The 21,901-nt window shown below is 38.5% G+C and carries 20 protein-coding genes; 7 read left to right on the forward strand and 13 right to left on the reverse strand.

The annotated features are described in order from the left end of the window. Positions 1–73: 73 nt before the first annotated feature. From ZA05_RS18575 to ZA05_RS04390, 13 genes are all read right to left on the reverse strand, one after another. Positions 74–259: a PLD nuclease N-terminal domain-containing protein gene (locus ZA05_RS18575; RefSeq protein ID WP_082333689.1), complete on the reverse strand. Its 186-nt coding sequence runs from the start codon at positions 257–259 to the stop codon at positions 74–76. Positions 260–270: 11 nt separating this feature from the next. Next, positions 271–849: an outer membrane protein gene (locus ZA05_RS04335; RefSeq protein WP_053990460.1), complete on the reverse strand. Its 579-nt coding sequence runs from the start codon at positions 847–849 to the stop codon at positions 271–273. Between the two features lie 203 nt (positions 850–1,052). Further along, positions 1,053–1,634 (reverse strand): TlpA disulfide reductase family protein, encoded by a 582-nt coding sequence (locus ZA05_RS04340; RefSeq protein WP_053990461.1) that lies wholly within the window; start codon positions 1,632–1,634, stop codon positions 1,053–1,055. A 65-nt stretch (positions 1,635–1,699) separates the two neighbouring features. Next, positions 1,700–1,924, reverse strand: coding sequence for a PLDc N-terminal domain-containing protein (locus ZA05_RS04345; RefSeq protein WP_082333671.1), 225 nt, complete (start codon positions 1,922–1,924; stop codon positions 1,700–1,702). A gap of 85 nt (positions 1,925–2,009) precedes the next feature. After that, positions 2,010–2,594 carry a hypothetical protein gene (locus ZA05_RS04350; RefSeq protein WP_053990463.1) on the reverse strand — a complete coding sequence of 195 codons (585 nt, stop codon included), beginning with the start codon at positions 2,592–2,594 and terminating at the stop codon, positions 2,010–2,012. A gap of 87 nt (positions 2,595–2,681) precedes the next feature. After that, positions 2,682–3,530, reverse strand: a complete 849-nt coding sequence (locus ZA05_RS04355) for a hypothetical protein (protein ID WP_053990464.1) — start codon at positions 3,528–3,530, stop codon at positions 2,682–2,684. 105 nt (positions 3,531–3,635) lie between these two features. Then, complete coding sequence (locus tag ZA05_RS04360; protein WP_157514507.1) at positions 3,636–3,899, reverse strand: hypothetical protein; 264 nt, start codon at positions 3,897–3,899, stop codon at positions 3,636–3,638. A 283-nt stretch (positions 3,900–4,182) separates the two neighbouring features. Then, positions 4,183–5,046 (reverse strand): hypothetical protein, encoded by an 864-nt coding sequence (locus ZA05_RS04365; RefSeq protein ID WP_053990466.1) that lies wholly within the window; start codon positions 5,044–5,046, stop codon positions 4,183–4,185. A gap of 353 nt (positions 5,047–5,399) precedes the next feature. Beyond that, positions 5,400–6,014, reverse strand: a complete 615-nt coding sequence (locus tag ZA05_RS04370) for a hypothetical protein (RefSeq protein ID WP_053990467.1) — start codon at positions 6,012–6,014, stop codon at positions 5,400–5,402. A gap of 819 nt (positions 6,015–6,833) precedes the next feature. Further along, positions 6,834–6,977 carry a hypothetical protein gene (locus tag ZA05_RS04375; RefSeq protein WP_197276044.1) on the reverse strand — a complete coding sequence of 48 codons (144 nt, stop codon included), beginning with the start codon at positions 6,975–6,977 and terminating at the stop codon, positions 6,834–6,836. 218 nt (positions 6,978–7,195) lie between these two features. Beyond that, positions 7,196–7,402 (reverse strand): hypothetical protein, encoded by a 207-nt coding sequence (locus tag ZA05_RS04380; protein ID WP_053990469.1) that lies wholly within the window; start codon positions 7,400–7,402, stop codon positions 7,196–7,198. A 424-nt stretch (positions 7,403–7,826) separates the two neighbouring features. Continuing rightward, positions 7,827–8,039: a hypothetical protein gene (locus tag ZA05_RS04385; protein WP_053990470.1), complete on the reverse strand. Its 213-nt coding sequence runs from the start codon at positions 8,037–8,039 to the stop codon at positions 7,827–7,829. Positions 8,040–8,207: 168 nt separating this feature from the next. After that, entirely contained in the window at positions 8,208–8,795 is a 588-nt protein-coding gene (locus ZA05_RS04390) for a hypothetical protein (protein ID WP_053990471.1), read from the reverse strand. A gap of 563 nt (positions 8,796–9,358) precedes the next feature. On the opposite strand from ZA05_RS04390, the gene ZA05_RS04395 reads away from it, so the two are divergent. From ZA05_RS04395 to ZA05_RS04425, 7 genes are all read left to right on the forward strand, one after another. Further along, positions 9,359–9,880: a DUF5004 domain-containing protein gene (locus ZA05_RS04395; protein ID WP_053990472.1), complete on the forward strand. Its 522-nt coding sequence runs from the start codon at positions 9,359–9,361 to the stop codon at positions 9,878–9,880. Between the two features lie 10 nt (positions 9,881–9,890). Continuing rightward, positions 9,891–10,973 carry a hypothetical protein gene (locus ZA05_RS04400; protein WP_053990473.1) on the forward strand — a complete coding sequence of 361 codons (1,083 nt, stop codon included), beginning with the start codon at positions 9,891–9,893 and terminating at the stop codon, positions 10,971–10,973. 31 nt (positions 10,974–11,004) lie between these two features. Next, positions 11,005–13,938, forward strand: coding sequence for a TonB-dependent receptor (locus ZA05_RS04405; protein ID WP_082333672.1), 2,934 nt, complete (start codon positions 11,005–11,007; stop codon positions 13,936–13,938). Positions 13,939–13,970: 32 nt separating this feature from the next. Then, complete coding sequence (locus ZA05_RS04410; protein WP_053990474.1) at positions 13,971–15,476, forward strand: RagB/SusD family nutrient uptake outer membrane protein; 1,506 nt, start codon at positions 13,971–13,973, stop codon at positions 15,474–15,476. A gap of 78 nt (positions 15,477–15,554) precedes the next feature. Further along, a complete protein-coding gene (locus ZA05_RS04415; protein WP_053990475.1) occupies positions 15,555–16,811 on the forward strand; it encodes a glycoside hydrolase family 71/99-like protein in 1,257 nt (418 codons plus the stop codon). A gap of 21 nt (positions 16,812–16,832) precedes the next feature. Beyond that, positions 16,833–18,854, forward strand: coding sequence for a glycoside hydrolase family 97 protein (locus tag ZA05_RS04420; protein ID WP_053990476.1), 2,022 nt, complete (start codon positions 16,833–16,835; stop codon positions 18,852–18,854). A gap of 100 nt (positions 18,855–18,954) precedes the next feature. After that, entirely contained in the window at positions 18,955–21,783 is a 2,829-nt protein-coding gene (locus ZA05_RS04425; RefSeq protein WP_231632447.1) for a triple tyrosine motif-containing protein, read from the forward strand. The last annotated feature ends 118 nt before the right edge of the window (positions 21,784–21,901 follow it).

Consider the following 21,901-nt stretch of genomic DNA (forward strand, 5'->3'; position numbering starts at 1 on the left):
AACATCATCATTGTGTAATGAGCACTTTAGGCAAAAGGTTAGCCTTCCTATACAACTAAGCATTTTCATGCAATTAATCCAATTGCAGCTTTCGCTTTTTGCCAATAAACAGAAATAAAAGTGCCCCTACCACTTGAAGACATACAACTACACTAAGCCAAACAAGTTTATCATTTTTTGCAAAAGAACCTCTTAAAACATCTACAAAGGCATAAAGCCATAGTGCAACGGCAAGATGTATATTTCCTGTTTTAATAATTGCTTCTCACTTTAAAATCTGAAACCAACTCCAAACTTTAGTTGATTATAATTAATCCCAAAAGCTTTATTATCAATCTCACCTTTACTATAAACCCTTACATAATGAAAATATGTTTGAACAAAGAAACTATTTGTAACATCATACTGCACGCCCAACTTTAAATTAAACCCATAAGCACTCTTTTTTCTTACTCTAGTTTCTAGAAGTAAATCGTAACCATAAAGATACTCATAATCATAATTTAAATAAGTAAAGCCTACAGCTGCATAAGGATGCAGCCTTTCAACCGATGGTATTGTCATTTCCGCAAAGGCATTGGCATGACCAAAATAGTAGTTCCTTTTTAAATCTTCGTTACTAAAACGATGACTACCCTGTATATAATCAAATGTTAAAGAAGCTCCGTAAACAAACAATTCCGCTTCCGAAAAGCGATATTTATAACCAACATCTATTATCCCTTTAAATTCACGATACCCCTCATCAAAAGCTAATGGATAATTAATTTCTAAACTGGATTTCCTTTCTTGAGAAAAAATGTGTAATGACACAAATAAAAAGAACAAAAATACATAGTTGGTTTTCATTTAGTAGTTTATTTAATTTAGGGTTAATGTTTGTTTAATAAGTGGAAACTACAAAAATCGCTTTACGCAAACGCCTATAGTTTCGACCCTAAATATATAAGAATTTTTATACAAAACATACTGTACTGTAATTCATCTAAAGACACCTTAACTCATATTAACAATATCTATTAATTTTCAGTTCTTGTTGTTTCATAACCAACCTAAAGCAACTCCCTCAATTCGGTTCTCAGACGATTTTTAAGTGCTTCCCTATTTTTTTCCTCTGCTTCGGGATCTTTTGGAATGCCCCCAATAACCTCCGTGACACTACCATCTTTGTCCAAAATCAAGGTCTTGGGCCAAGTAAAAAACCCAAAGGTCTTAATATAATCCCTTGCACCTACCACATGGGTAAAGTTAAATGCTGTACGCTTTAAAAAGGCCTCCACCCCCTCTTGATCATGAAAGGTAATGGCAATAAAATTAACGGCATCACCAAATTCAGATGTTATCTCATTCAGCAGTGGTATTTCCTCCACACAGGGCATACAATCTTTAAACCAGAAATTAATTAGGGTTGGCTTGCCCTTTAATGAGGTGGAATGCAAGGTATCTCCAGTAAGCAATGGCAAGGCAAACTCAGGCAATACTTTGCCTTTAAACTTATAAATGTCCTGCTGAAATTGGTTATTGGCCTTCATGCGTTCTAACATGGCCTGCCTTAAAGAGTCTTGGTTTTGACCAAAGCTCAAACAAGAGCTTAAGCCAATGCATAACATCAATACTAATTGTAAGTGTTTCATATTTAAAATTGGTTTACGATACTATTGAAAAATTTATTGAATACTCCTAAGGAATCAAGAATACCTTATTGCCTTATCTTCTCGTCTTTCAACTTTTGTTTTCTTCCAATGGCAACATAAAGGATGGCTCCCACAACATTTAAAAACAAGAGCACCAACACCCACACCAACTTATCGTTGCCATTAAATTTACTCTTTAACACATCAATTAATGCTACCACGGTAATAACAAAGGTCAATAAGGTGGCTACCAATAATACGGTTACCAAAAAAGGATTCATTACAGTCATCGTTTATCTTAATTTAATTCAGTCATCTTTGCAGTCCTAAACAGATGCTCACACACCTAGCAAAGCCATTCCACACAAACAGCCTTTATTTCACTTCCTCTATAAAGTCAATGATAATTTCATTTACCTCACCTTTTTCTAAGGTCATTTCCTTAACATTAGGCCAATTCAATCTAGGGTACTTCTCTTTAAATGCTTCAAGATCTCTTTTCCACTGATTGCTTATAACCAATGTATTTCCTTTGTCATTAAAAAAGGGGTAGAACGTTAAATCTCCAATATATTGCACAGCACCTTCCTCTACTGTAAACGGAATGGAAAACTCCTCCTTTAAATCATAACTTACGTAACCATAAGAAAAATCAAAGTTGAAAAATTCATAATTCCCTGCCTGGAGTTCTTTTATAAAAAGGTACACCCTTTTATCTGCCATTTTGTAGTGCCTAGAACTTCTACGTATTGATATACCATTGCGTCTTCCTAATACTCCCTTTTGTCTTTCTTCACTTTTAATACTTAGCCAAAAGCTTTCAAATCTAGGTTTAGCACTAGCAATGGTTAAAGTTCCAATAATGTAACCATTACCTTTTGCAGCCTCCCTTACCATTATCTTTTCCCCTGCACAGTTAAACAGGAATGCAAAACACAATAACCAAATAATATGTTTCATGCTTTCAGTAGGTTTAAATAATTGCTCTCAAACTAAGCCAAACAAAGTGAGCAACATACAATCTAAGATTAAATACCTTGTCGGCTCTTAATAATACGTAATAGAATACGGCAAACTGTCTTCCAAATCACCCTCATTTACTTGTATAGGATATCCCGAAGCATCATACGTATAGGTGCGGGTTTCCGTGTTGCCCCCTACTTGGGTAACAGAAGTAATATTGTTTTGCAGAAACGGAAAGTTATAACCTCCAAAGCCACTTATAAAAATCCCCTCAAACTCCCAGAAGAATTCAATAAAACGCTCCAGATAAATAGATTCCAATTGCCCGTAAAACGGATTGATTTTATCGTCATACCCAATAGTAAACTCCATTACAGGGTTGTTGGAAGTATCGAATGACTGTGCCGAAACCAAATTCCCATTGGCATCATAGCTAAAGTTGGTGTACTGGTAGCTTTCGGTTAGCGTCACCACACGCCCATTGCTGTCCAATTCCAATACAAGCAGTGCATTGGCATCGCCTTCTATGGTCCCCTCCATGGTTACGGTAGTCCCTTCATAGCTTAAGGTAACATCTTCGTTGTTGGAAACATAACCTACCAATTGGCCATTGGCATTATAGGTAAAGTTTGCGGTATCACTATAAGAAGAAGCTCCTGTTTCTTGATGACTCCATTGTGTAAGTCTATCTGCTGTATCATAGGTTAAGCCCTGAGAATAGCCATAACTGTTATAAATACCCGTAATGCCTGCAAGGAGGCCATCATCTTGATAGAGATAGTCTATTTTTTTGGTTTCCGAAATTTCTTCAGTTTTCACCAATTTAACCGTTGATGGATTAGGGTCTAGAGTGTTTGTACTATCCTCTGTTGTACAGGAAAAAAGGCCTAGGTTAAGCAAAATTAGGGCAAGAATACTTTTTGTTTGTTTCATAAAAGGTTGGTTTAATTTTATTATTGTCTTATGTATTGGTTAGTGTATTTTTTATGTTGTTAGTTACTGTCATTTCCAAAATAGGGCAATTGTTATTGAACGGTTTCAATCGACATATTTCTTTTCTAAAACATATTTCCGAAGCCCTTCAACCACCATACCAACTATATACCCAACCATTAAAAGTGGTATTATCATAACACTCCCAAAAATCGCTTTCAAAGGCCATCCAATTCCCATAATTCTAGTTTGAATGGTTTTCACCTTTTCTAAATTCTCAGGCTTAACATTTTCATACATCCCAACACTTCCCATAGCATCATCATTATAACCATAATGTTTTAACAATATCAAATCCGCTTTATCCACCCACCAAGCAAATGTCCAAATTAAAATTAACAGGAGACATATTCCAACTACCGAGTATATTAGCAAATGAAATGTTATGTTTAACTTTTTTAGAATATAATATAAGGCAAAAGGTGCTGTAACTATTAGCGCCAACATCAAAATATGAGATATGTCAAGTAGTATTTCGATTGTTATTAATATTAATTGAAATTATTAAACTAGCCACAACCTGCTCTATAACAATGTTTAAAATCAATTAATAGCATCCGCCAATTATTGGTTAGCGTATATAGCCTAAATTCTACTTATTCACATCTTTAAGGAATTTAGGACCTACCAAATCCAGAAACATCCCCGAGGTAACCCGTCCATACAAAAGCTCACTAGTTTCTGCATCAATAAGCAGGTAAAAATACAACGTCCTCAACCTAATCATTTTACCATAAACAACATTGGCCTCTTGGTTAAAAACAGCAGCATCTATCTCCTCTTCACTCTTTAATTCAAATGGATAACTATAAAGCTTTTTAATTTTTTCAGCCGAATCAACTTTAGATTTTAGGGCTTCGTCATTCAAATACCACGTTTTCTCTTTAACAATAGCTTTCTTTTTATCGTTCACCACTTCCAAGAAATCTTTAAAATTTAAATTCTTACTCGAATTCATTTCAAAGACAAAGTCAATTTGGTTATTCAACATTCGGATGGCATAACGCAACTCTGCAGGTGTTATTTCCCACTTTTCATTAGGCTCTACATACTTTAATTCTACGGTACCCAACACATCTCTAGGATACCTTTTCTTACCCTTCTTTTTGGCCTCCGTCAACTCCCTAAACATTGTTAGTTGTAATAGGGTATACTCCTGAGCCATGGTACTAGATCTATTCTCATAATGATGTTCTAAGAAATTCACAAAATAAGCATGCTCCCCTACCGTGGCATCCAATTCAGAAGCATCGATTATTTTATAAGGATTAACTGTCCAATAATCTGCCAAAAACTCATTCATGTAAGCATTTAGTGATTCGTCGTCGCTTTTCACAAAATAGGAAGTACCTTCTTTAAAAGTTTTGTAGTTATCAATATCGGTATTGACAATCTGGCCAAAACATGTTAAGGAAACCGTTAATAAGGCAACAAAAAGCATTTTTTTTAAAATCATAGTATGGTTGGTTTTAAGTTAGTATTTCAATTTTATGCTATACAATCCGATACGCCTTGTTGACTTAGCCTACTCCACTCGTCAGTTACCTCTGAGTTATACACTTATTATTGTGAGATCCACCTATCAAATATAGCAGATTTACCCTACAAAATAATAAAAACACAGGCTTTTCGTTAAAATCTTAAAAGATAGGCAGTGAAGGAGATAAAGAGAGGTATTCTCACAGCAAGTAAAACTAACTTTCCTCGATCATTACCCAATTCCCAAAAAAACAAACCCGCTCCAACATACTTTGGAACGGGCAATAACACTTAACATCTTATTTGTTTTATATGCCGAATTAAATAGGATTAATTCATGGTTGAGCGCTCATAGCTGAAGCCTCCGCCTTGGCCACCTCCTGTCCAAGACGTAAATTTAATATCAATATAAATGTCATCTGTAATTAAATGCAGCACCATGTCTTGGTCAACTGTACTTGGAGGATTACTAGCGTTGGTGTCTTCCCATGTATCAAAAGTCAAAGACCCTAATTCTTCGGTCGTACCGAAAGCCCATTCTGTATCTTCAGGGCTTTCAAAATCTGTATAATCTCCCTCAACGGCTATATTAAAAATACCTTTAGTATCTGCTCTTGTAATCCATACATTATCGGTAATTCTGTCCTGGTTAGATTCCATAGTCCAATCTGCATTGTTCTCTTTAATAAATGTCATGGTTTCCCCCTGCCAAATATTAACTATATTTAGAGTTGCATCTGTATCATCAATGTCATCTGCGTTGTCAACATAATTTTCGGGTTGGCTACATGAAGACTGAGTTTCCAACGCATTTCCATATCCATCACCGTCCAAATCTTGATACCAAACAGATTCATTACAGGAATCATCATCATCGCTACAGGAATTAAAGGTAAAAATTGATGATACTAAAATTGCGGTTGTAATAAATTTAATTCTATTCATTTTTAAAAATTTATGGTTGTTTATAATTTCCTATTATTCCTTTCCGTTCCTATCAATCGTCTTTTATCCAACAATACTATTTACTTAAATAGCCAATAACATATTAGGTGTAAAACACTTACAAATATTAGACATAGTAAACAGTAAAATTAAGTTGCCAAAAATACTTTTTAAATCCAAAAAGCCTAAGAAATTATAATCTTTTTCGTTAAAATCAAATATATACTATCAAGAATTCACAAATTCAACATATTATTCCCTCCCACAGTAAATCTATATTTATCCAACCTTTATTCGTTCCAAGGTAACTTCCACCCAAATAGCACTGAACTATAATCGAACAGTATATTTAAGTGCGACTTCATGTGAAGACATCAAAACAAAAACACAACAAAAAGAGAGGAAAGTACCTATCGAAATAATGAACACCCCAAACATTGTTCTCATGCAAACATGCCAAGACCAGCAGCACAAAATTACTTGAGTTTTTGGCTGCTGGCTTAGGCTTTCATCACTATATCTCAGGGAAAAGATAAATCTAAGTGTGCTAGGCCTGGGCCCCCTTTATAAAAGTCGACCTACTATTTTGCTTAGTATTTTTAGGCTAGCTTACATACCTCAAGATATTCATTTTCAATACACAACCATAAACAACTCCCATTTATTATCAACAAATAATTGTTTATAAATGGGTTATAAAATTCAAGTTAAAGGAAGTTTAGAATCTATCGCAAAGAAGTGGTATGCAATACAAATGTATGGCAGCAATTTCACTACACATCTTTTGTCATTCCGAAGTTAAGGAAAACATAACAAGGCCTATTGCTCTTTATTAGCATGGAGATAGGATCCTCCGGCACTTATTATAATGAGCACCCAAATAAGTACTTGCATATAATCATCTCTGTTTTGGCTCCATGATAAATTGGAATAATCCAAAGCCAAAGCATTAATTACAATCATAAGGACACCCACTATTAACAAAAAAATTCTAATACGTTGCATGATATAATAGGATTTTGTTGGTTACTATAAATTACAGAATTACAATATAACATATAACAAACACACAACAATAGCAAGGGCATCAACTTTTGCTAGCAAGAGCTTATCTTGACAATCTCCTGAGGTAGGACTAAAAAAAACCCTAAATATTTGCCTACTTAGTACTCAATCCGATGCTACGCAGTAGTTTTTACATACAAAAGGCGCATGAGTTGACGGTACATTGTAAGGGTACCTATAGCAGTAAAAACAAGGGTTAATACATTGAGAAATAAGGAGGATGGCATAACCTCGGCAACATTGGTTCTAATCTGTAAGCTTAAGCCAAGCCCCAACACAAAGGATACAAGGCCTAAGGCTACTTTTAAATTTTTGGTATGCATATAGTTCTAGTTAATGGATTACTAACTTTAGTTATTGTTTAATTAATGTGGGTTTATAATTTCGGATGGCGGGATAGCTCATCCAACAAACAAGATACTTGGTCAGGACATTGTTTGTAATTATGTTGACACAATAGGGATTTAGACCTTTGTGTCTGATAGCGTGACCAATATAATAAAACAAGTTGAATATGCAGTATAAAAATTTCCTATAATTTCCACATAATGTACTGGAACGCAATTTTTTAACACTTCATCGAAACAATCGATTACAAATTGACAGTGACTACTTAAAATATATAAATAAAAGACTACAACTTACAGGCCGCTAAAAATTCAAGGTTTAGACAAATTCCTCTACCTCCCAAAAAGACAATCAGTTAGTATTAAAAAGAAAATATGAAGAGTCGCTATGCGCGATACCTTAGGAAGTTTTGGACGATGCTTTACAAACCATGCGCTTTAAATAATGGTAAACAACTAACATCCCTACCAACTGAAATGCTCCAACAGCACTATACTTTATCATATCTGTCGTGAACATTTCAGTCATATAGTTCATCCAAAGTAAAGTGATGCCTCCACTAATCAGTAAAGCTATTAAGCCTAAGAGAATTTTTAAAAACAGTTGCTTCATGGTTGGTAGATGTTAAGATAAGGATAAAATTACGAAAGTATCCTATATAATGCTAGTATCAACTATAGATAATAAGGTATAAAAAGGAAAGGTTTCAAAAACACAGGAACTATTAAAAGAAAAAAGCACTCGTTTAAGGCGAGTGCTTTAGATATTATGAAGTTGGAATTAGTTTACCTGATAGTCTATCAACTCCAGACCAAACCATCCCATGCCATCTTCTTTAATATTTCCAAAATCCTCATTCCAACAAATATATGTTTCATTAATTGCAGAAGTAGTAGTGTGTTTAAAAACATTACAAGAAAAAGTACCTGCAGGCACAGTAATTAAAGAATCTACAGCCACCACTTCATGAGTAACCGTATGGCCATCACCTCTAGTATAGGTCCAAACATCTCCTACACTCACATTTTTCTTATAGATTTGAGCTACGGTACCAGTACCATTGTCCACCTCGTTTATCAAATAGTCTCCATCTTGCATCCATAAATCCGTACCAGTTTCCAATTGCCCTGTTGAAAGATTCGGGACCACACGCTCTACCTCATAACCCGATCCATTGCATTGACCTACAGTCATACTTGCCTCTCCATTATCAAAACCAAAAACGGTCATCTGATAGGTCCAGCTATTCCCCTCTTGCAAAAAAGGGATATCTGTATCACAATTAGAACTTGGAGAAGAATCACTGTCATCTGAAGAACAGTTAAACAATAGAGAAATCGCTAATAATAGTACAAATTTTGTTTTCATAAATGTTGGTTTAATGTTAAAAAAAGTGCTAAATATAAGAGAATATTCTTACTTCAACATATCATTTTATACGTCACAACTCCTTATCCATGACAACCAACTCCTTACCACTACAATTTAAATTTGATATAATTAATAGACTCTTGCCAAATACAAACCCATTCCATTCTCCAACTACCCAAAACCAAATACGAACCACGACACGTCTCAATTAGGTATAAAAAACAAGTACTTATTGTCAAATTGACAATAAATGATTAGCGGCATTATTTTTAAACGAATTAAAAGAGCTTTATTTGCGAATTAGCAAAAAACATGCCTTTTATATTATGAAATCCACATTATTTTCAGCAAAAAACACTTTGATTTTTCTTAATATCATCTTGATTTTTTCCATTTACCAATTTCAATAAACCCATATACTACAACGTTTTAGGAGAATTTTCCGTCTTGAAACACTTTGATTTTAACTCAATCTTTTTTTTAAGGATTTCTTAACAGATAATTTAGACCATCGCTTTTTAGGAGTGGTACAAGTCTAACAATCACCAATTACTTTTTTTATGAAATACACTAACATTCGGTTTCTAATGATCATTGGTTTCTTGGCATTTTTTGGATGCAACAAATCCGATGATGGGAGTTATGTAGCCCCCATTACCGTGTACGAAAAAATCGCGGGCCAATGGAACTTGATGAACCTAAAAATGGTGGACGAGGTGGCCAAGGCCAGCAACATCTCCCCCAACGAACAAAACTTGAGCACTTGGTTCAATTATGACACCTTCCAAATTACCTTTAATGTAGATGGCGACAACAAGCCTACCACCTATGAGGTAATGGGCAATGTGCCGCCTTTGTTTGCTGCCAGTGGGTACTATGAGTTGAGCACGCCTTTTCAGCCTACCACGGCCAATCCTATCCTGATCCATCTGTATAGCGATGCGGCCCACACCAACCTTACCGATGTACTACAGCTTACAGCGGTACCTGGCACCAACGCACAGATGCAAATTACTTTGGTGCGCACTTCGGGCGGAACTCCATTTGTATCCTATGTATTCAACTTAATGGCTAACAACTAATCTAACACTAATGAAGAAACTATTATATACCTTATTAATGGCACTGTACCTCATCCCCAACCTGACACAGGCTCAGGAGTTGGTAGGGTCGGTTGGTTCTATGTGGTCCTACCCGGTAGTGTACCAATACAGCGAGGAGGTCACTTGGTACTTTGACCTTTCGGGTACCACCCTTGCCGAAAACGAAGACGTATACATCTGGATCTGGTCACCAAGCGAACCCGATGCAGGCAACTGGGAAAACTCCTCAGAGTTCGCGCACCTTAGTTATGAAGGCAATTTTATTTGGAGCTTTACCTTAACCCCTACTGAGTACTTTTCTATGAGTGCAGAGGACATTGCCGCTAGTGCAGGCTTTTGGTTCCGTTTAAAAGACCTTACAGGAAGCAAACAAACCGAAGTGGCCAACATGCCCTACACGCCAATAGACTCCTTCTTTACAGCAGATGAAATGATGCGTTCCTATCCAACCGAAGCCACCTTGGATGGAGGTTTGAGCATCCTGTTCAACTCCAATTTGGTAGATGGTTTTGCAGACGCTACTAGCGTACACATGCATTCCGGAATGAACACTTGGGCCATTTTACAAGAATACCAATCGTGGCTCCCAGAGATTGTGGAAAAGACCAAGTTGAAAGACATGGGGGACGGCTTTTACAAAATGGACTTGATTCCTTCAGAGTACTATAATGATATTCCAGAAGGCTTTATCATGGAGAATATTACCTTTTTGTTTGTAAAGGACGACTGGGCAGGCACTTCACCTGAACTGGTAATCTATGCCGCTGAATATATTCCGCCACCACCACCAGAGTTTAGATTCTTTCCGTTGCAGATCAGTCAAAAGGACTTTCTACAAATTTCCCGTATCAATAACGAAACAGGCATCAATACCTTGATCTATACGATTACAGCGGGCAGTACGGAAATCAATGGTGAATTCTCGGGCAATATGGACGAGATCAAAGGGTTTATCGATTTGCCTACCCTGTTAGAGGGCATTCCTAACCTTACCGAAATTCAGGTATTGGTAGTAGACAACCAGGGCAATACCATAATTGACACTACTCTTCCATTGAAAACTCTAGACTAACTAATACTATCACTTTAAAACATCGATTAGAATGACACTTAAAAACATACACAAAAGTCCAAATCCATTCAGGACTTTTAAGGCGTTGTTTGCTCTATTGCTCCTGTGTTGCCTGTCTGTGACAGCCTATGCCCAAGAAAAGCTTTTGGTAACAGGAACCGTATTTGACAACAACGGATTAGAATTGGCCGGTGCCACGATCTTGGAGGTAGGTACCTCCAATGGAACCACAGCAGACTTTGATGGAAAGTTCAGCTTACAAGTGACCACCGGCAATGACATTCAAATTTCCTATTTAGGATATGCCACACAAACCATTAACATTACCGCCAATACGGCTTTGCCTTTGCAAGTGACCCTTCAGGAAGATGCCTATGCCTTGGACGCTGTAGAACTGGTAGCCGTTGGTTATGGTACTATGAGAAAATCGGACCTTACCGGAGCTATTTCTACCGTATCGGCAGACGAGCTTGAAAAAGGGGTGATTTCTTCTACAGAGCAGGTACTACAAGGGAAGGTAGCAGGTTTAACCGTAATACAAGGTACAGGAGATCCAAGTAGTGGTGCGTCCTTACGCCTTAGAGGAGGCACCTCCTTAACGGCCAGCAACAATCCGTTGGTGGTAGTAGACGGGATTCCGGGGGTAGACATCAACACTGTTCAACCAAACGACATTAAAACCATAGACGTTCTTAAGGATGCTTCGGCTACCGCCATTTACGGATCTAGAGGAGCCAATGGGGTCATTATCATTACCACAAAGAGCCAAAAATCTGGTTTCAACGTGACTTATAACGGGTATACCGGGATTAGTTATGCCAGCAACAACCTAGACATGCTTTCGGCCAACCAATGGCGTCAATATGTACGTGACAATAATGTTACGGGTGCTATCGACTACGGTGGCAACACCGATTGGCAGGAAGAATTGCAGACAACCTCAGCAACCATGTCGCATACCGTAAGCTTAGCTTCTGGAGCAGAGTATAATGGTTTAAGAGCATCGGTGTCTTATTTGGACAATAAAGGGATCATCAAAACTACAGGATTGGAGCGTTTGAGTGGAAACTTGAGCATTTACCAATATGCCATGGACAAGAAGTTAAAGTTTGATGCAGGAATGTTTGCTACCGTTGACAAATGGAATCCGTTGGATTACCGCATCTTTGAGCGTGCCTTCAACTTAAATCCAACCATCCCAGTATATGATGAAAACGGGAATTTCACTTCCGTAGATGGAACCTTATACGAAAACCCTGTGGAAATCTTGACCAACCGTACCGCAGACAGCAAGCGCAACCGCCTGTTGGGATACTTTAAAACAGAGGCCGATCTTTGTACAGACCTTAAGGCCGTATTGAACCTTTCCTACGAGCATAATGCAAGCACAGGAAATACATACAAGCCTTCTTATGCTATTTTGGAAGGGATTACCGAAAACGGTTATGCCCAAAAAACCTATGGGGAATATACCAACATGCAGTTGGAGACCTATTTAAACTACACCAAGGAATTTGGAAAGAATAACCTGAACTTAATGGGTGGATATTCCTTCCTTGAAAATGTATACGAAGGTTTTGGAGCCCAACGTAGTGGATTTGTGACCAATGCTTTTGGTTACAACAACCTTGGAGCGGGTACCAACTACCGTATTGGTGATGTGTACTCCTATAAAGGGAAATCGCGTTTGGTGTCTTTCTTTGCAAGAGCCAACTATAGCTTCGACAGCCGCTTTATGCTTACCGCAACTATTAGAGAGGATGGATCAAGTCGCTTTGGTAAAAACAACAAATGGGGAACCTTCCCTTCGGCCTCGGTAGCTTGGAGAATTTCCAATGAAGCATTTTTGGAAGACTCCAGTTGGTTGAACAACCTAAAACTTCGTGCTGGATATGGGGTAACCGGTAACCAAGATGGAATTGGCGAGTACAAGTCTCTATCAATCCTTGGAGTAGGAAACGATTCTTACTACGACCCTGCAACCGGCGATTGGAGTTTAGCCTATTCACCAACACAAAACCCAAATCCAGACTTGAAGTGGGAAACTACTGAGCAGTTCAACATTGGTTTGGACTTTAGTTTGTTCAACTTCTTGAATGGTACTATTGAGTGGTACAACAAATACACTAAAGACCTCTTGTACACTTACGAAGTACCTCAGCCGCCTTATTTGGTGGGAACCATGTTAGCTAACGTGGGGGAACTTTCCAACAAGGGGATTGAGTTGAGCTTAAACGCAAACATCATCAACACCGATAAGTTTACTTGGGATGCCAACCTTACCATGGCACATAACAAACAAAAGATAGAAAAGCTATCCAACCAAACTTATGAAACCGATGTGATCTACAGTGGATCGCTTCATGGCTTGTCAGGATTGTCCAACCAATTCTCTCAAATCATTGCCGAGGGTTACCCTGTTGGAACCTTTTGGGGATACGAAAGTTCTGGTTTGGATGAAAATGGAAACTTCATCCTGAGCGAAGAAAAAACAGACATAGGAAACATTCAACCGGACCTATCTATGGGATTGGCCATGAACTTCACCTACTCCAATTTCGACTTTGCCATTACAGGTTACGGAATGTTCGGGCAAGAAGTATTGAACGCTACCAACATGGTATTGTACAATCCAAATCGTTTGCCTGCCTATAATGTTCCAGATGATTATCTAGGTAGCGGTATTAATGAACCTTCTCCTACCTACTCTAGCTACTGGATTGAGGATGCTTCTTTCTTCAGATTACAGTCTATGAGCTTGGGTTACACCATTCCGTTTGAGAAATCCAACTCTAAATTGCGTGTATACCTATTGGGAGAAAACTTAGCTGTATTTACAGGCTACGATGGTGTAGATCCTGAAATTGACATGAGCGGATTGGCAAATCCTGGAATTGACAGATTTAATAATTACCCAAGACCAACCACCATTTCTTTGGGTCTTAACTTAACACTAGGTAATTAATAGAGCGATAGTAATTAGAAAATATGAAGACAATGAAATTTAAAATATTTGCAGTACTACTAAGCAGTTTGTTTGTGACGGTATCCTGTACCGATTTGGACGAGGATCTGTACGACCGCGTAGAAGACAACAACTTTGGGACCACCCCAGATGAAATAGATGCCCTTGTTGGGGGTGCCTATTCGTCCCTAAGAGGCTTTAGCGACGAAATCTCCAATGCCTTCCCTGGCAGCGAGTTTGTATTCTTTCTTAACGAAGTAGTGTCAGACGAGGCTACCATCCCAACCCGAGGCACCAACTGGTACGACGGCGGGGTATACCAACGCGCCCAAAACCACACATGGTTGGCAGAGGACGGCATCATCCTTTCGGCATGGCGCTATTGCTATGCAGGAATTGCTAAGGTGAATTCCATCATCTATCAAGTGGACCAATCTGGTTTAACCGAAGCTGAAAAGACCCCTATCTATGCCGAATTGCGATCGGTGAGAGCCTATTACTACTACATGTTGTTGGACATGTTTGGAAATGTGCCAATTGTAACCGACTTTGAAGATACGGGCTTACCTTCCAATTCATCACGTCAGGAAGTGTACAACTTTGTAGAGGCCGAATTGTTAGAATCCTTACCGTATCTGAAATCGGAAATTGTGTATTCTAAATTCACTAAAAATGTAGCTTATGCCCTATTGGCAAGGTTGTATTTAAACTCCGAAGCGTTTGTTGGAACACCAAGATGGCAGGATTGCATCAACATGTGCCAAAACATCTCTGGATACACGTTGGAACCTGATTATTTTGCCAATTTCTTGACAGAAAATGAAAACTCCAGTGAAACCATTTTCGCCATTCCTTATGACAACGATGCAGGAACTATCGGCAACTATATGAACTCCATGTCCCTACACTATTTGCACCGTTTAACGGTTTCGGCTTCAGGAAATGATTTCCCTTGGTCTGCCAACGGAATGTCGGCCCAACCAGGTGTATATTCTTCCTTTGCTGAAATTGATATGCGAAGAGAGGCCATCCTTATTGGGGATCAAATCAACGTAGCAACCAACTCAGTAATTATGATGGACAACGGATCGCCATTAACCTATACAGAAGAGATCAGCAGTCTTACAGATGCACAGGAAAATGAAGGAGGCCGCCTGTTTAAATACGAAACCAAAGTCGGGGAGCAGTGGGAGCGCGACCATGATTTGGTAATCATTCGCTATGCCGAAATCTTGATAATGCAAGCCGAATGTTATGTACGTTTAGGGAATCCAGATGGTGCCATTCCGTTCTTGACCCAAATTACCGAAAGAGCAGGTACAGACATGCCAGACATGATCGACCTACAGTTCATCAACCAAGAGAGTTTAAGAGAATTTATATTTGAAGGAAAACGACGTACAGATACCATCCGTTTTGGAACGTTCTTTGAGCCTTGGTGGGAAAAAGGATCCACCGAGCCTTATAGAGCCATTTTCCCAATACCTGCAACGGTACTCAGTACCAATACTAATCTAACTCAAAACCCAGGGTATTAAGTTGTTTTCATGTTGGCCTTCTAAGATATTTGAATTAGTTCTTAGGAGGTCAACTCTTTATCGATTAATTTTATAACAATGATAACTTCCAAAAGTTTAAAAACAGTTTGTGCAATGCTATTGGTGTCCATGTTAAGCTGTGGTTCCGACGATGGCGGCAGCGATAATCCTGATCCTACCCCAGAAGTAGAAGTACTGGATCCCGTGGCCGTTAGCAAAACCAATAGCACCAAAGTGTACATGCATTATATGCCTTGGTTTGAGACCAACGAGAGCAGCGGCAACAACCAATGGGGCTACCATTGGACCATGGCCAACAAAAACCCCAACACTGTGGATGGAACAGGAAAACGGGAAATTGCCTCGCATTTCTATCCGTTGATTGGTCCTTACCACTCAGGTGATAAAGATGTCATAGAATACCATTTGTTATTGATGAAGTATGCCGGTATTGATGGCGTTTTAATAGATTGGTATGGTCGATATGATGTAAATGACTACAGGATGATTCGCGACAACACCGAAGCCCTAATAGATCTTTTGGATGAAGTAGGCATTAGCTACGCCATAGTGTATGAAGACCGCTTTTTACAGGCTATTGTAGACCAAGGAATGGCACCAACTATAGAGAGCGCTGCCAAGTCGGATATGAGTTATATGCAAAGTAACTACTTTAACGACGATGCCTACATTCAAATAAATAGCAAACCATTGTTGCTCAATTTTGGCCCCATTACTTTAACTACTCCAGAACAATGGACAGAAACCTTTAGTGTTTTGAACCCTAAACCTAGCTTTTTGACGCTGTGGTACGAATCGGCAGAGGCTGGCAATAATGCCCAAGGCGAGTTTTCTTGGGTTTATGAAAACAATACCCATCTCACCAATTTTTACAACAACCAATATCCTAATCTAGATTTAGCTTTCGGAAGTGCCTACCCGGGCTTTGACGATTTTTACGAAGAAGGCAGCGCCGAGGCAGGTATCGGTTGGAGCATAGACCATAATAGTGGAGCAACCTTAACTGAAACCTTATCTTTAGCTACTAGCTCTAATGCTGAATATTTGCAGTTAATAACTTGGAACGATTTTGGAGAAGGCACCATGCTGGAACCCACTCAGGAATTTGGATACAGTTCTTTGGAAAGCATAAAATCCTTTGCAGAGGTTCAAAACCTTCCTAATGTATTCAGCAGCATATATCAGCTGTATACCCATAGAAAGGCACATGCCAACAATACCAACATACAAAAACAATTGGATCAAGTATTCTATTATTTCGTGGCTTTGCAGGTAGATGATGCCCTTGCACTGCTACAAGCAATTGAAGACTAAATAACCACTCAATATATCACCATGAAAAAATACCTCTATACATTTGGCCTCACCCTCTGCAGCTGCGCGCTCATTGTATCCTGCGCCAAAGAGCAACCAACCTACAAGCTTAGCTCTCCAGACCAAGCAACCACATTAGAGTTTAGCCTCACCGAATCAGGAGCGCCACAATACAAGGTATCTCATAACGGAGCCTCGGTTTTGGAACCTTCCTTATTGGGATTTGAATTTGAAGACCTGAAAAGCATGACCGATGGTTTTGAAATTATTAGCAGTGAAGAGCATAACACCGACACCTCTTGGGAGCAACCTTGGGGTGAATTTAAAACCATAAGGAATCATCACAACGAATTGGTGGTACACCTTAAAGAAACCGAAGGTGAACAACGTTTGATGGACTTAAAATTCCGTTTGTTCGATGATGGGCTTGGGTTTAGATATGTCTTTCCAAAGCAAAAACATTTGGACAGTGTAAAAATCTCAAATGAACTGACCCAATTTACGTTTCCTAAAAACCATGATGTATGGTGGATTCCTGTTCATGCTGAAAACAGCTACTACGAAAGTCTGTACAAAAAAAGCCCGATGAACACCACTGATACTATCAACACCCCTGCAACATTCGAAACCAAGGACGGACTGTATTTGGCACTTCACGAAGCTAACTTAACAGACTTTGCTTCGATGACCCTATTGAAATCCAAAGACAATCAATATGAAAGTGATTTGGTGCCTTGGGCCAATGGTGTAAAAGTCTACGCCCAAACACCTTTTGAAACGCCATGGAGAACCTTAATTATTGGTGAGCAACCTGGCGATTTGGTGACTTCAACCTTAATGCTCAACTTGAACGAACCGTCTAAAATTGAGGATTTGTCTTGGATCAAACCTTCCAAATACATCGGCATTTGGTGGGGAATGCATTTGGATAAATATTCTTGGGGACAAGGAGATAAGCATGGTGCCACCACTGAAAACACTAAAAAATACATCGACTTTGCTGCGAAGCATAGTTTGGATGGCGTTTTAGTGGAAGGTTGGAATGTAGGCTGGGATGGCGACTGGACTGCCGATGGAAGAGCATTCAGCTTTACACAGCCTTACCCCGACTTTGATATTGAAGCCATAGGTGAATATGCAGCCATGAACAATGTGCGTTTGATTGGTCACCATGAAACCGCAGGAGCTGCCAAACATTATGAAGACCAATTGGAAGACGCCTTTAAACTTTACAACAGGATTGGAGTGAATGCCGTAAAAACTGGCTATGTCAACAAATATTTAGACAAGAAGGAATGGCACGATGGCCAATATGGAGTACGTCATTACAGAAAAGTAATTGAAACCGCTGCCAAATACCATATCATGATCGACAACCATGAACCTGTAAAAGGCACGGGGTTACAACGCACCTACCCTAACTTGATGACCCAAGAAGGCGGAAGAGGCCAAGAGTACAACGCTTGGTCGGCCGATGGTGGCAACCCTCCGGAACACACTACGATTTTACCATTTACAAGAATGTTATCTGGCCCTATGGACTTTACCCCTGGAAATTTCGACTTTAGTTATGAAACTCCTAACAAAGCCATGGTACCAACTACCCTTGCAAAACAATTGGCTTTGTACGTTACTATGTTCAGCCCGTTGCAAATGGCATCAGACTTACCAGAAAATTACGAAGGCCAACCAGCGTTTCAATTTATAAAGGACGTCCCTGAAATTTGGTCAGAAACTGTGGTGCCAAATGCCGAAATTGGCAAGTACGTCACTATGGCTCGCAAGGATTGGAATAGCCCAGATTGGTATCTAGGAGCCATTACCAATGCGGACGCCCGCCAACTACAGGTTCCCTTAACCTTTTTAGACGAAAACACTTCTTATACAGCTCAAATTTATGAGGACGGCGAAGGCGCCAATTACAAAAGCAATCCCTACCCAATTAACATAACTACTAAAACAGTGGACCGAAACACCACTTTAAAATTGAACTTGGCTGCTGGTGGAGGAACCGCCATTAGGTTCACCCCAGTAACCGAGTAGTTCATTTGTTTAAATGTTAATTTGAAAGCCATATCACTATCAAAAGTATATGGCTTTTTTTATGGATTCCTTAAAAATCGACATTATTTAATTTGTATTATTGTATATTAACATCAAGGAATTGCCAATTGTGAAATTATATCTCATCCCTCTTTTTGCACTCTGTTGTATATTGAATTTGGCAAGCCAAGAGCTGCCTCCCATTGAAATTTATACTCCCACACAATACGGTGCAGAAAACCAAAACTGGGGCATTTCACAAACTTCCAATAAAACCATTTATGTAGCCAATAATAAAGGCCTTTTGGAATTTGATGGTGCCAAATGGCGGTTATACGCCTCTCCAAACGAAACAGTGATTCGCTCAGTCAAAGTCATTAACGATGTAATTTACACAGGCTGTTATATGGAGTTTGGATACTGGAAAAAAAATTCATTGGGAGCTTTGGAGTACACTTCACTTTCTAAAAACCTTTCCACTCCTTTAATTGAGGACGAACAGTTTTGGAAAATTCTAGCGATAGACAACTGGATTCTCTTTCAATCCCTTAACAGGATTTATGTTTACGACACGACAACTTCTGAATTCAATGTGATTGAATCTAAGGTGGCTGTTACCAAAATGTACAAAGTAGACAATAGCATTTATTACCAAGACATTGGCTTGGGAATTTGCAAGATTGAAAATGGTCAATCAAAAATAGTGTCTGGCGACCCTGTAATGACCCAGAGTATTGTCGTTAATGTTTATTTGCATAACAATATGCTTTTAGCGGAAACCCAAGACAATGGTTTTTATGTCATAGAAAATGGAACAGCCAAACAATGGGATATCCCCGCCAAAGATCTGCTCTCCAAAGTAAGTGTCTATAGCAGCATCCAATTACAGGATGGAAGTTTTGCCCTTGGAACCATTTCCAAAGGAATTATTCATTTAACCAAAGATGGAGAAGCCAATTACATTATAAATCAGCAAAATGGCTTAAGTAACAACACCGTGCTTTCCATGTTTGAGGATATGGAACAGAATATCTGGCTAGGATTGGACAATGGTATCAATTGCGTAAATATTACCTCTCCATTTCGTATTTACAAAGACGAAAATGGCACCTTAGGAACGGTATATGCTTCGGCCATTTTTAAGGATCTATTATATCTTGGCACCAACCAAGGACTATTTGCAAAGCCTTTAAATTCTTCAGAGGAATTCACTTTTGTTGAAGGCACCAAAGGTCAGGTTTGGTGTTTGGTTACCCATGACAACTCACTCTTTTGCGGACATAACATTGGCACCTTCATAGTTGAAGGCTACAAAGCCTCCTTAAAAATTCCTATTGATGGTACTTGGGATCTTAAACCTGTCCCAAATCATAACAACTTATTATTTCAAGGAAATTATAACGGCATCAACGTACTCGAAAAAACAAATGGCGAATGGACCTTTAGAAATAAAATTGAAGGTTTCAACAATTCCACTAAGTTCTTTGAAGTTTTGGGCACCAATGAGTTTTTTGTGGATCACGAGTACAAAGGGGTTTATAAAATTACCACAGACAAAGATTACACAAAAGTTCTTAACCTAGAAAAGGTTCCAATTGAACAGGGCATCAATTCCAGTCTCGTTAAATACAACGACCAAATTCTATATGCTTATAAAAAGGGGATTTTTGCTTATGATACCGAAAGTAAAACCTTTGAAAGAGACACTACTTTAAGCCAAATATTTGATGAAGCATCCTACACTTCAGGGAAACTAATCTCCGAGAAACTCACCAATACCCTTTGGGGATTTTCAAAAGCAGACATTAGTTTCCTTTCTGAAAGGAATTTCAGTGGCCATCCCAAACTTACCAAAATTGCCTTTCCAAACACCTTGAGAAAAGGGATGACCGGCTATGAAAACATAAGTTATATCAACCAAAACAACTATTTGTTTGGATCTTCAACAGGCTATACCATTTTGGATCTTGACAAAATTCCAAAAAAACAATATGAAATTTCTTTGAATACGGTAAGTAACCAATCCTTAGACTCAGATAACTTTTTTGTTGACAAAACTCAAACAGGAGATTTTAAAAACAAACAGAACAATCTTGAATTCACCTTTAGCATCCCTGAATTTGACAAATACCTAAAGCCAGAATACCAATATCAGTTAGAAGGGTTCTATGATCAGTGGAGTCCTTGGTCTGAATCTTCCACTGAATTATTCAAAAACCTACCATACGGCTCATATACTTTTAAAGTGAGAGGCAAGGTAGGAGAATCCATAACAGACAACATAGCCAGCTACCAATTTACCATTGGAAGGCCTTGGTATTTATCAAATTTGGCTTGGGGCATCTATACGTTGTGCCTAATACTGCTCTCTTTACTACTTCATAATGTTTACAAAAACTACTACAAAAAGCAACAACGTAAACTCCTAAAAGAAGCGGAACATGAACTTGAATTAAAAGAGCTTGAAAATGAACAGCAGCTCATGCAGTTTCAAAATGAAAAGCTACAGCAAGATATAGAAAATAAGAATCGGGAATTGGCCATTTCAACCATGAGTCTCATCAAGAAAAACGAATTCCTGAATGGCATTAAAAACGAACTCAAAAATTCAAAAGAAGGCAAGAGCATTAAATCGGTAATTCGTATTATTGACAAAAACCTCAACAATAAGGAGGATTGGAAGTTCTTTGAGGAAGCCTTTAACAATGCGGACAAGGACTTCTTAAATAAGATCAAAGACAAACACCCCACCCTTACTCCTAACGATTTAAAACTTTGCGCCTATTTAAGGCTTAATCTTTCTTCAAAGGAAATTGCACCATTATTAAATATTTCTGCAAAAAGCGTGGAAGTAAAACGCTACAGACTTCGAAAAAAAATGGATTTACCACACGAAGCGAGCTTAACAAATTACATTTTGGAAATCTAGAGCCTATACAAAGCTTAAAATTACCTATACATTACCACTACATTACCTGATTTTCAGCCTTCAGAAAACGTTTTCGTTAGTAGTCCCTCTCTACTCAAAAGCCTTAACCTACATGGAC

Origin of the sequence: Mangrovimonas sp. TPBH4 (assembly GCF_001280505.1) — a bacterium.
GTDB lineage: Bacteria > Bacteroidota > Bacteroidia > Flavobacteriales > Flavobacteriaceae > Mangrovimonas_A.

Coding starts and splice junctions, on each gene's coding strand:
- ZA05_RS04365 (WP_053990466.1), bottom strand. CDS start 5,046: ATGATTTTAAAAAAAATGCTTTTTGTTGCCTTATTAACGGTTTCCTTA.
- ZA05_RS04345 (WP_082333671.1), bottom strand. CDS start 1,924: ATGACTGTAATGAATCCTTTTTTGGTAACCGTATTATTGGTAGCCACC.
- ZA05_RS04375 (WP_197276044.1), bottom strand. CDS start 6,977: ATGATTGTAATTAATGCTTTGGCTTTGGATTATTCCAATTTATCATGG.
- ZA05_RS04370 (WP_053990467.1), bottom strand. CDS start 6,014: ATGAATAGAATTAAATTTATTACAACCGCAATTTTAGTATCATCAATT.
- ZA05_RS04410 (WP_053990474.1), top strand. CDS start 13,971: ATGAAATTTAAAATATTTGCAGTACTACTAAGCAGTTTGTTTGTGACG.
- ZA05_RS04350 (WP_053990463.1), bottom strand. CDS start 2,594: ATGAAACATATTATTTGGTTATTGTGTTTTGCATTCCTGTTTAACTGT.
- ZA05_RS04400 (WP_053990473.1), top strand. CDS start 9,891: ATGAAGAAACTATTATATACCTTATTAATGGCACTGTACCTCATCCCC.
- ZA05_RS04390 (WP_053990471.1), bottom strand. CDS start 8,795: ATGAAAACAAAATTTGTACTATTATTAGCGATTTCTCTATTGTTTAAC.
- ZA05_RS04405 (WP_082333672.1), top strand. CDS start 11,005: ATGACACTTAAAAACATACACAAAAGTCCAAATCCATTCAGGACTTTT.
- ZA05_RS04420 (WP_053990476.1), top strand. CDS start 16,833: ATGAAAAAATACCTCTATACATTTGGCCTCACCCTCTGCAGCTGCGCG.
- ZA05_RS04335 (WP_053990460.1), bottom strand. CDS start 849: ATGAAAACCAACTATGTATTTTTGTTCTTTTTATTTGTGTCATTACAC.
- ZA05_RS04380 (WP_053990469.1), bottom strand. CDS start 7,402: ATGCATACCAAAAATTTAAAAGTAGCCTTAGGCCTTGTATCCTTTGTG.
- ZA05_RS04385 (WP_053990470.1), bottom strand. CDS start 8,039: ATGAAGCAACTGTTTTTAAAAATTCTCTTAGGCTTAATAGCTTTACTG.
- ZA05_RS04340 (WP_053990461.1), bottom strand. CDS start 1,634: ATGAAACACTTACAATTAGTATTGATGTTATGCATTGGCTTAAGCTCT.
- ZA05_RS04415 (WP_053990475.1), top strand. CDS start 15,555: ATGATAACTTCCAAAAGTTTAAAAACAGTTTGTGCAATGCTATTGGTG.
- ZA05_RS04355 (WP_053990464.1), bottom strand. CDS start 3,530: ATGAAACAAACAAAAAGTATTCTTGCCCTAATTTTGCTTAACCTAGGC.
- ZA05_RS04395 (WP_053990472.1), top strand. CDS start 9,359: ATGAAATACACTAACATTCGGTTTCTAATGATCATTGGTTTCTTGGCA.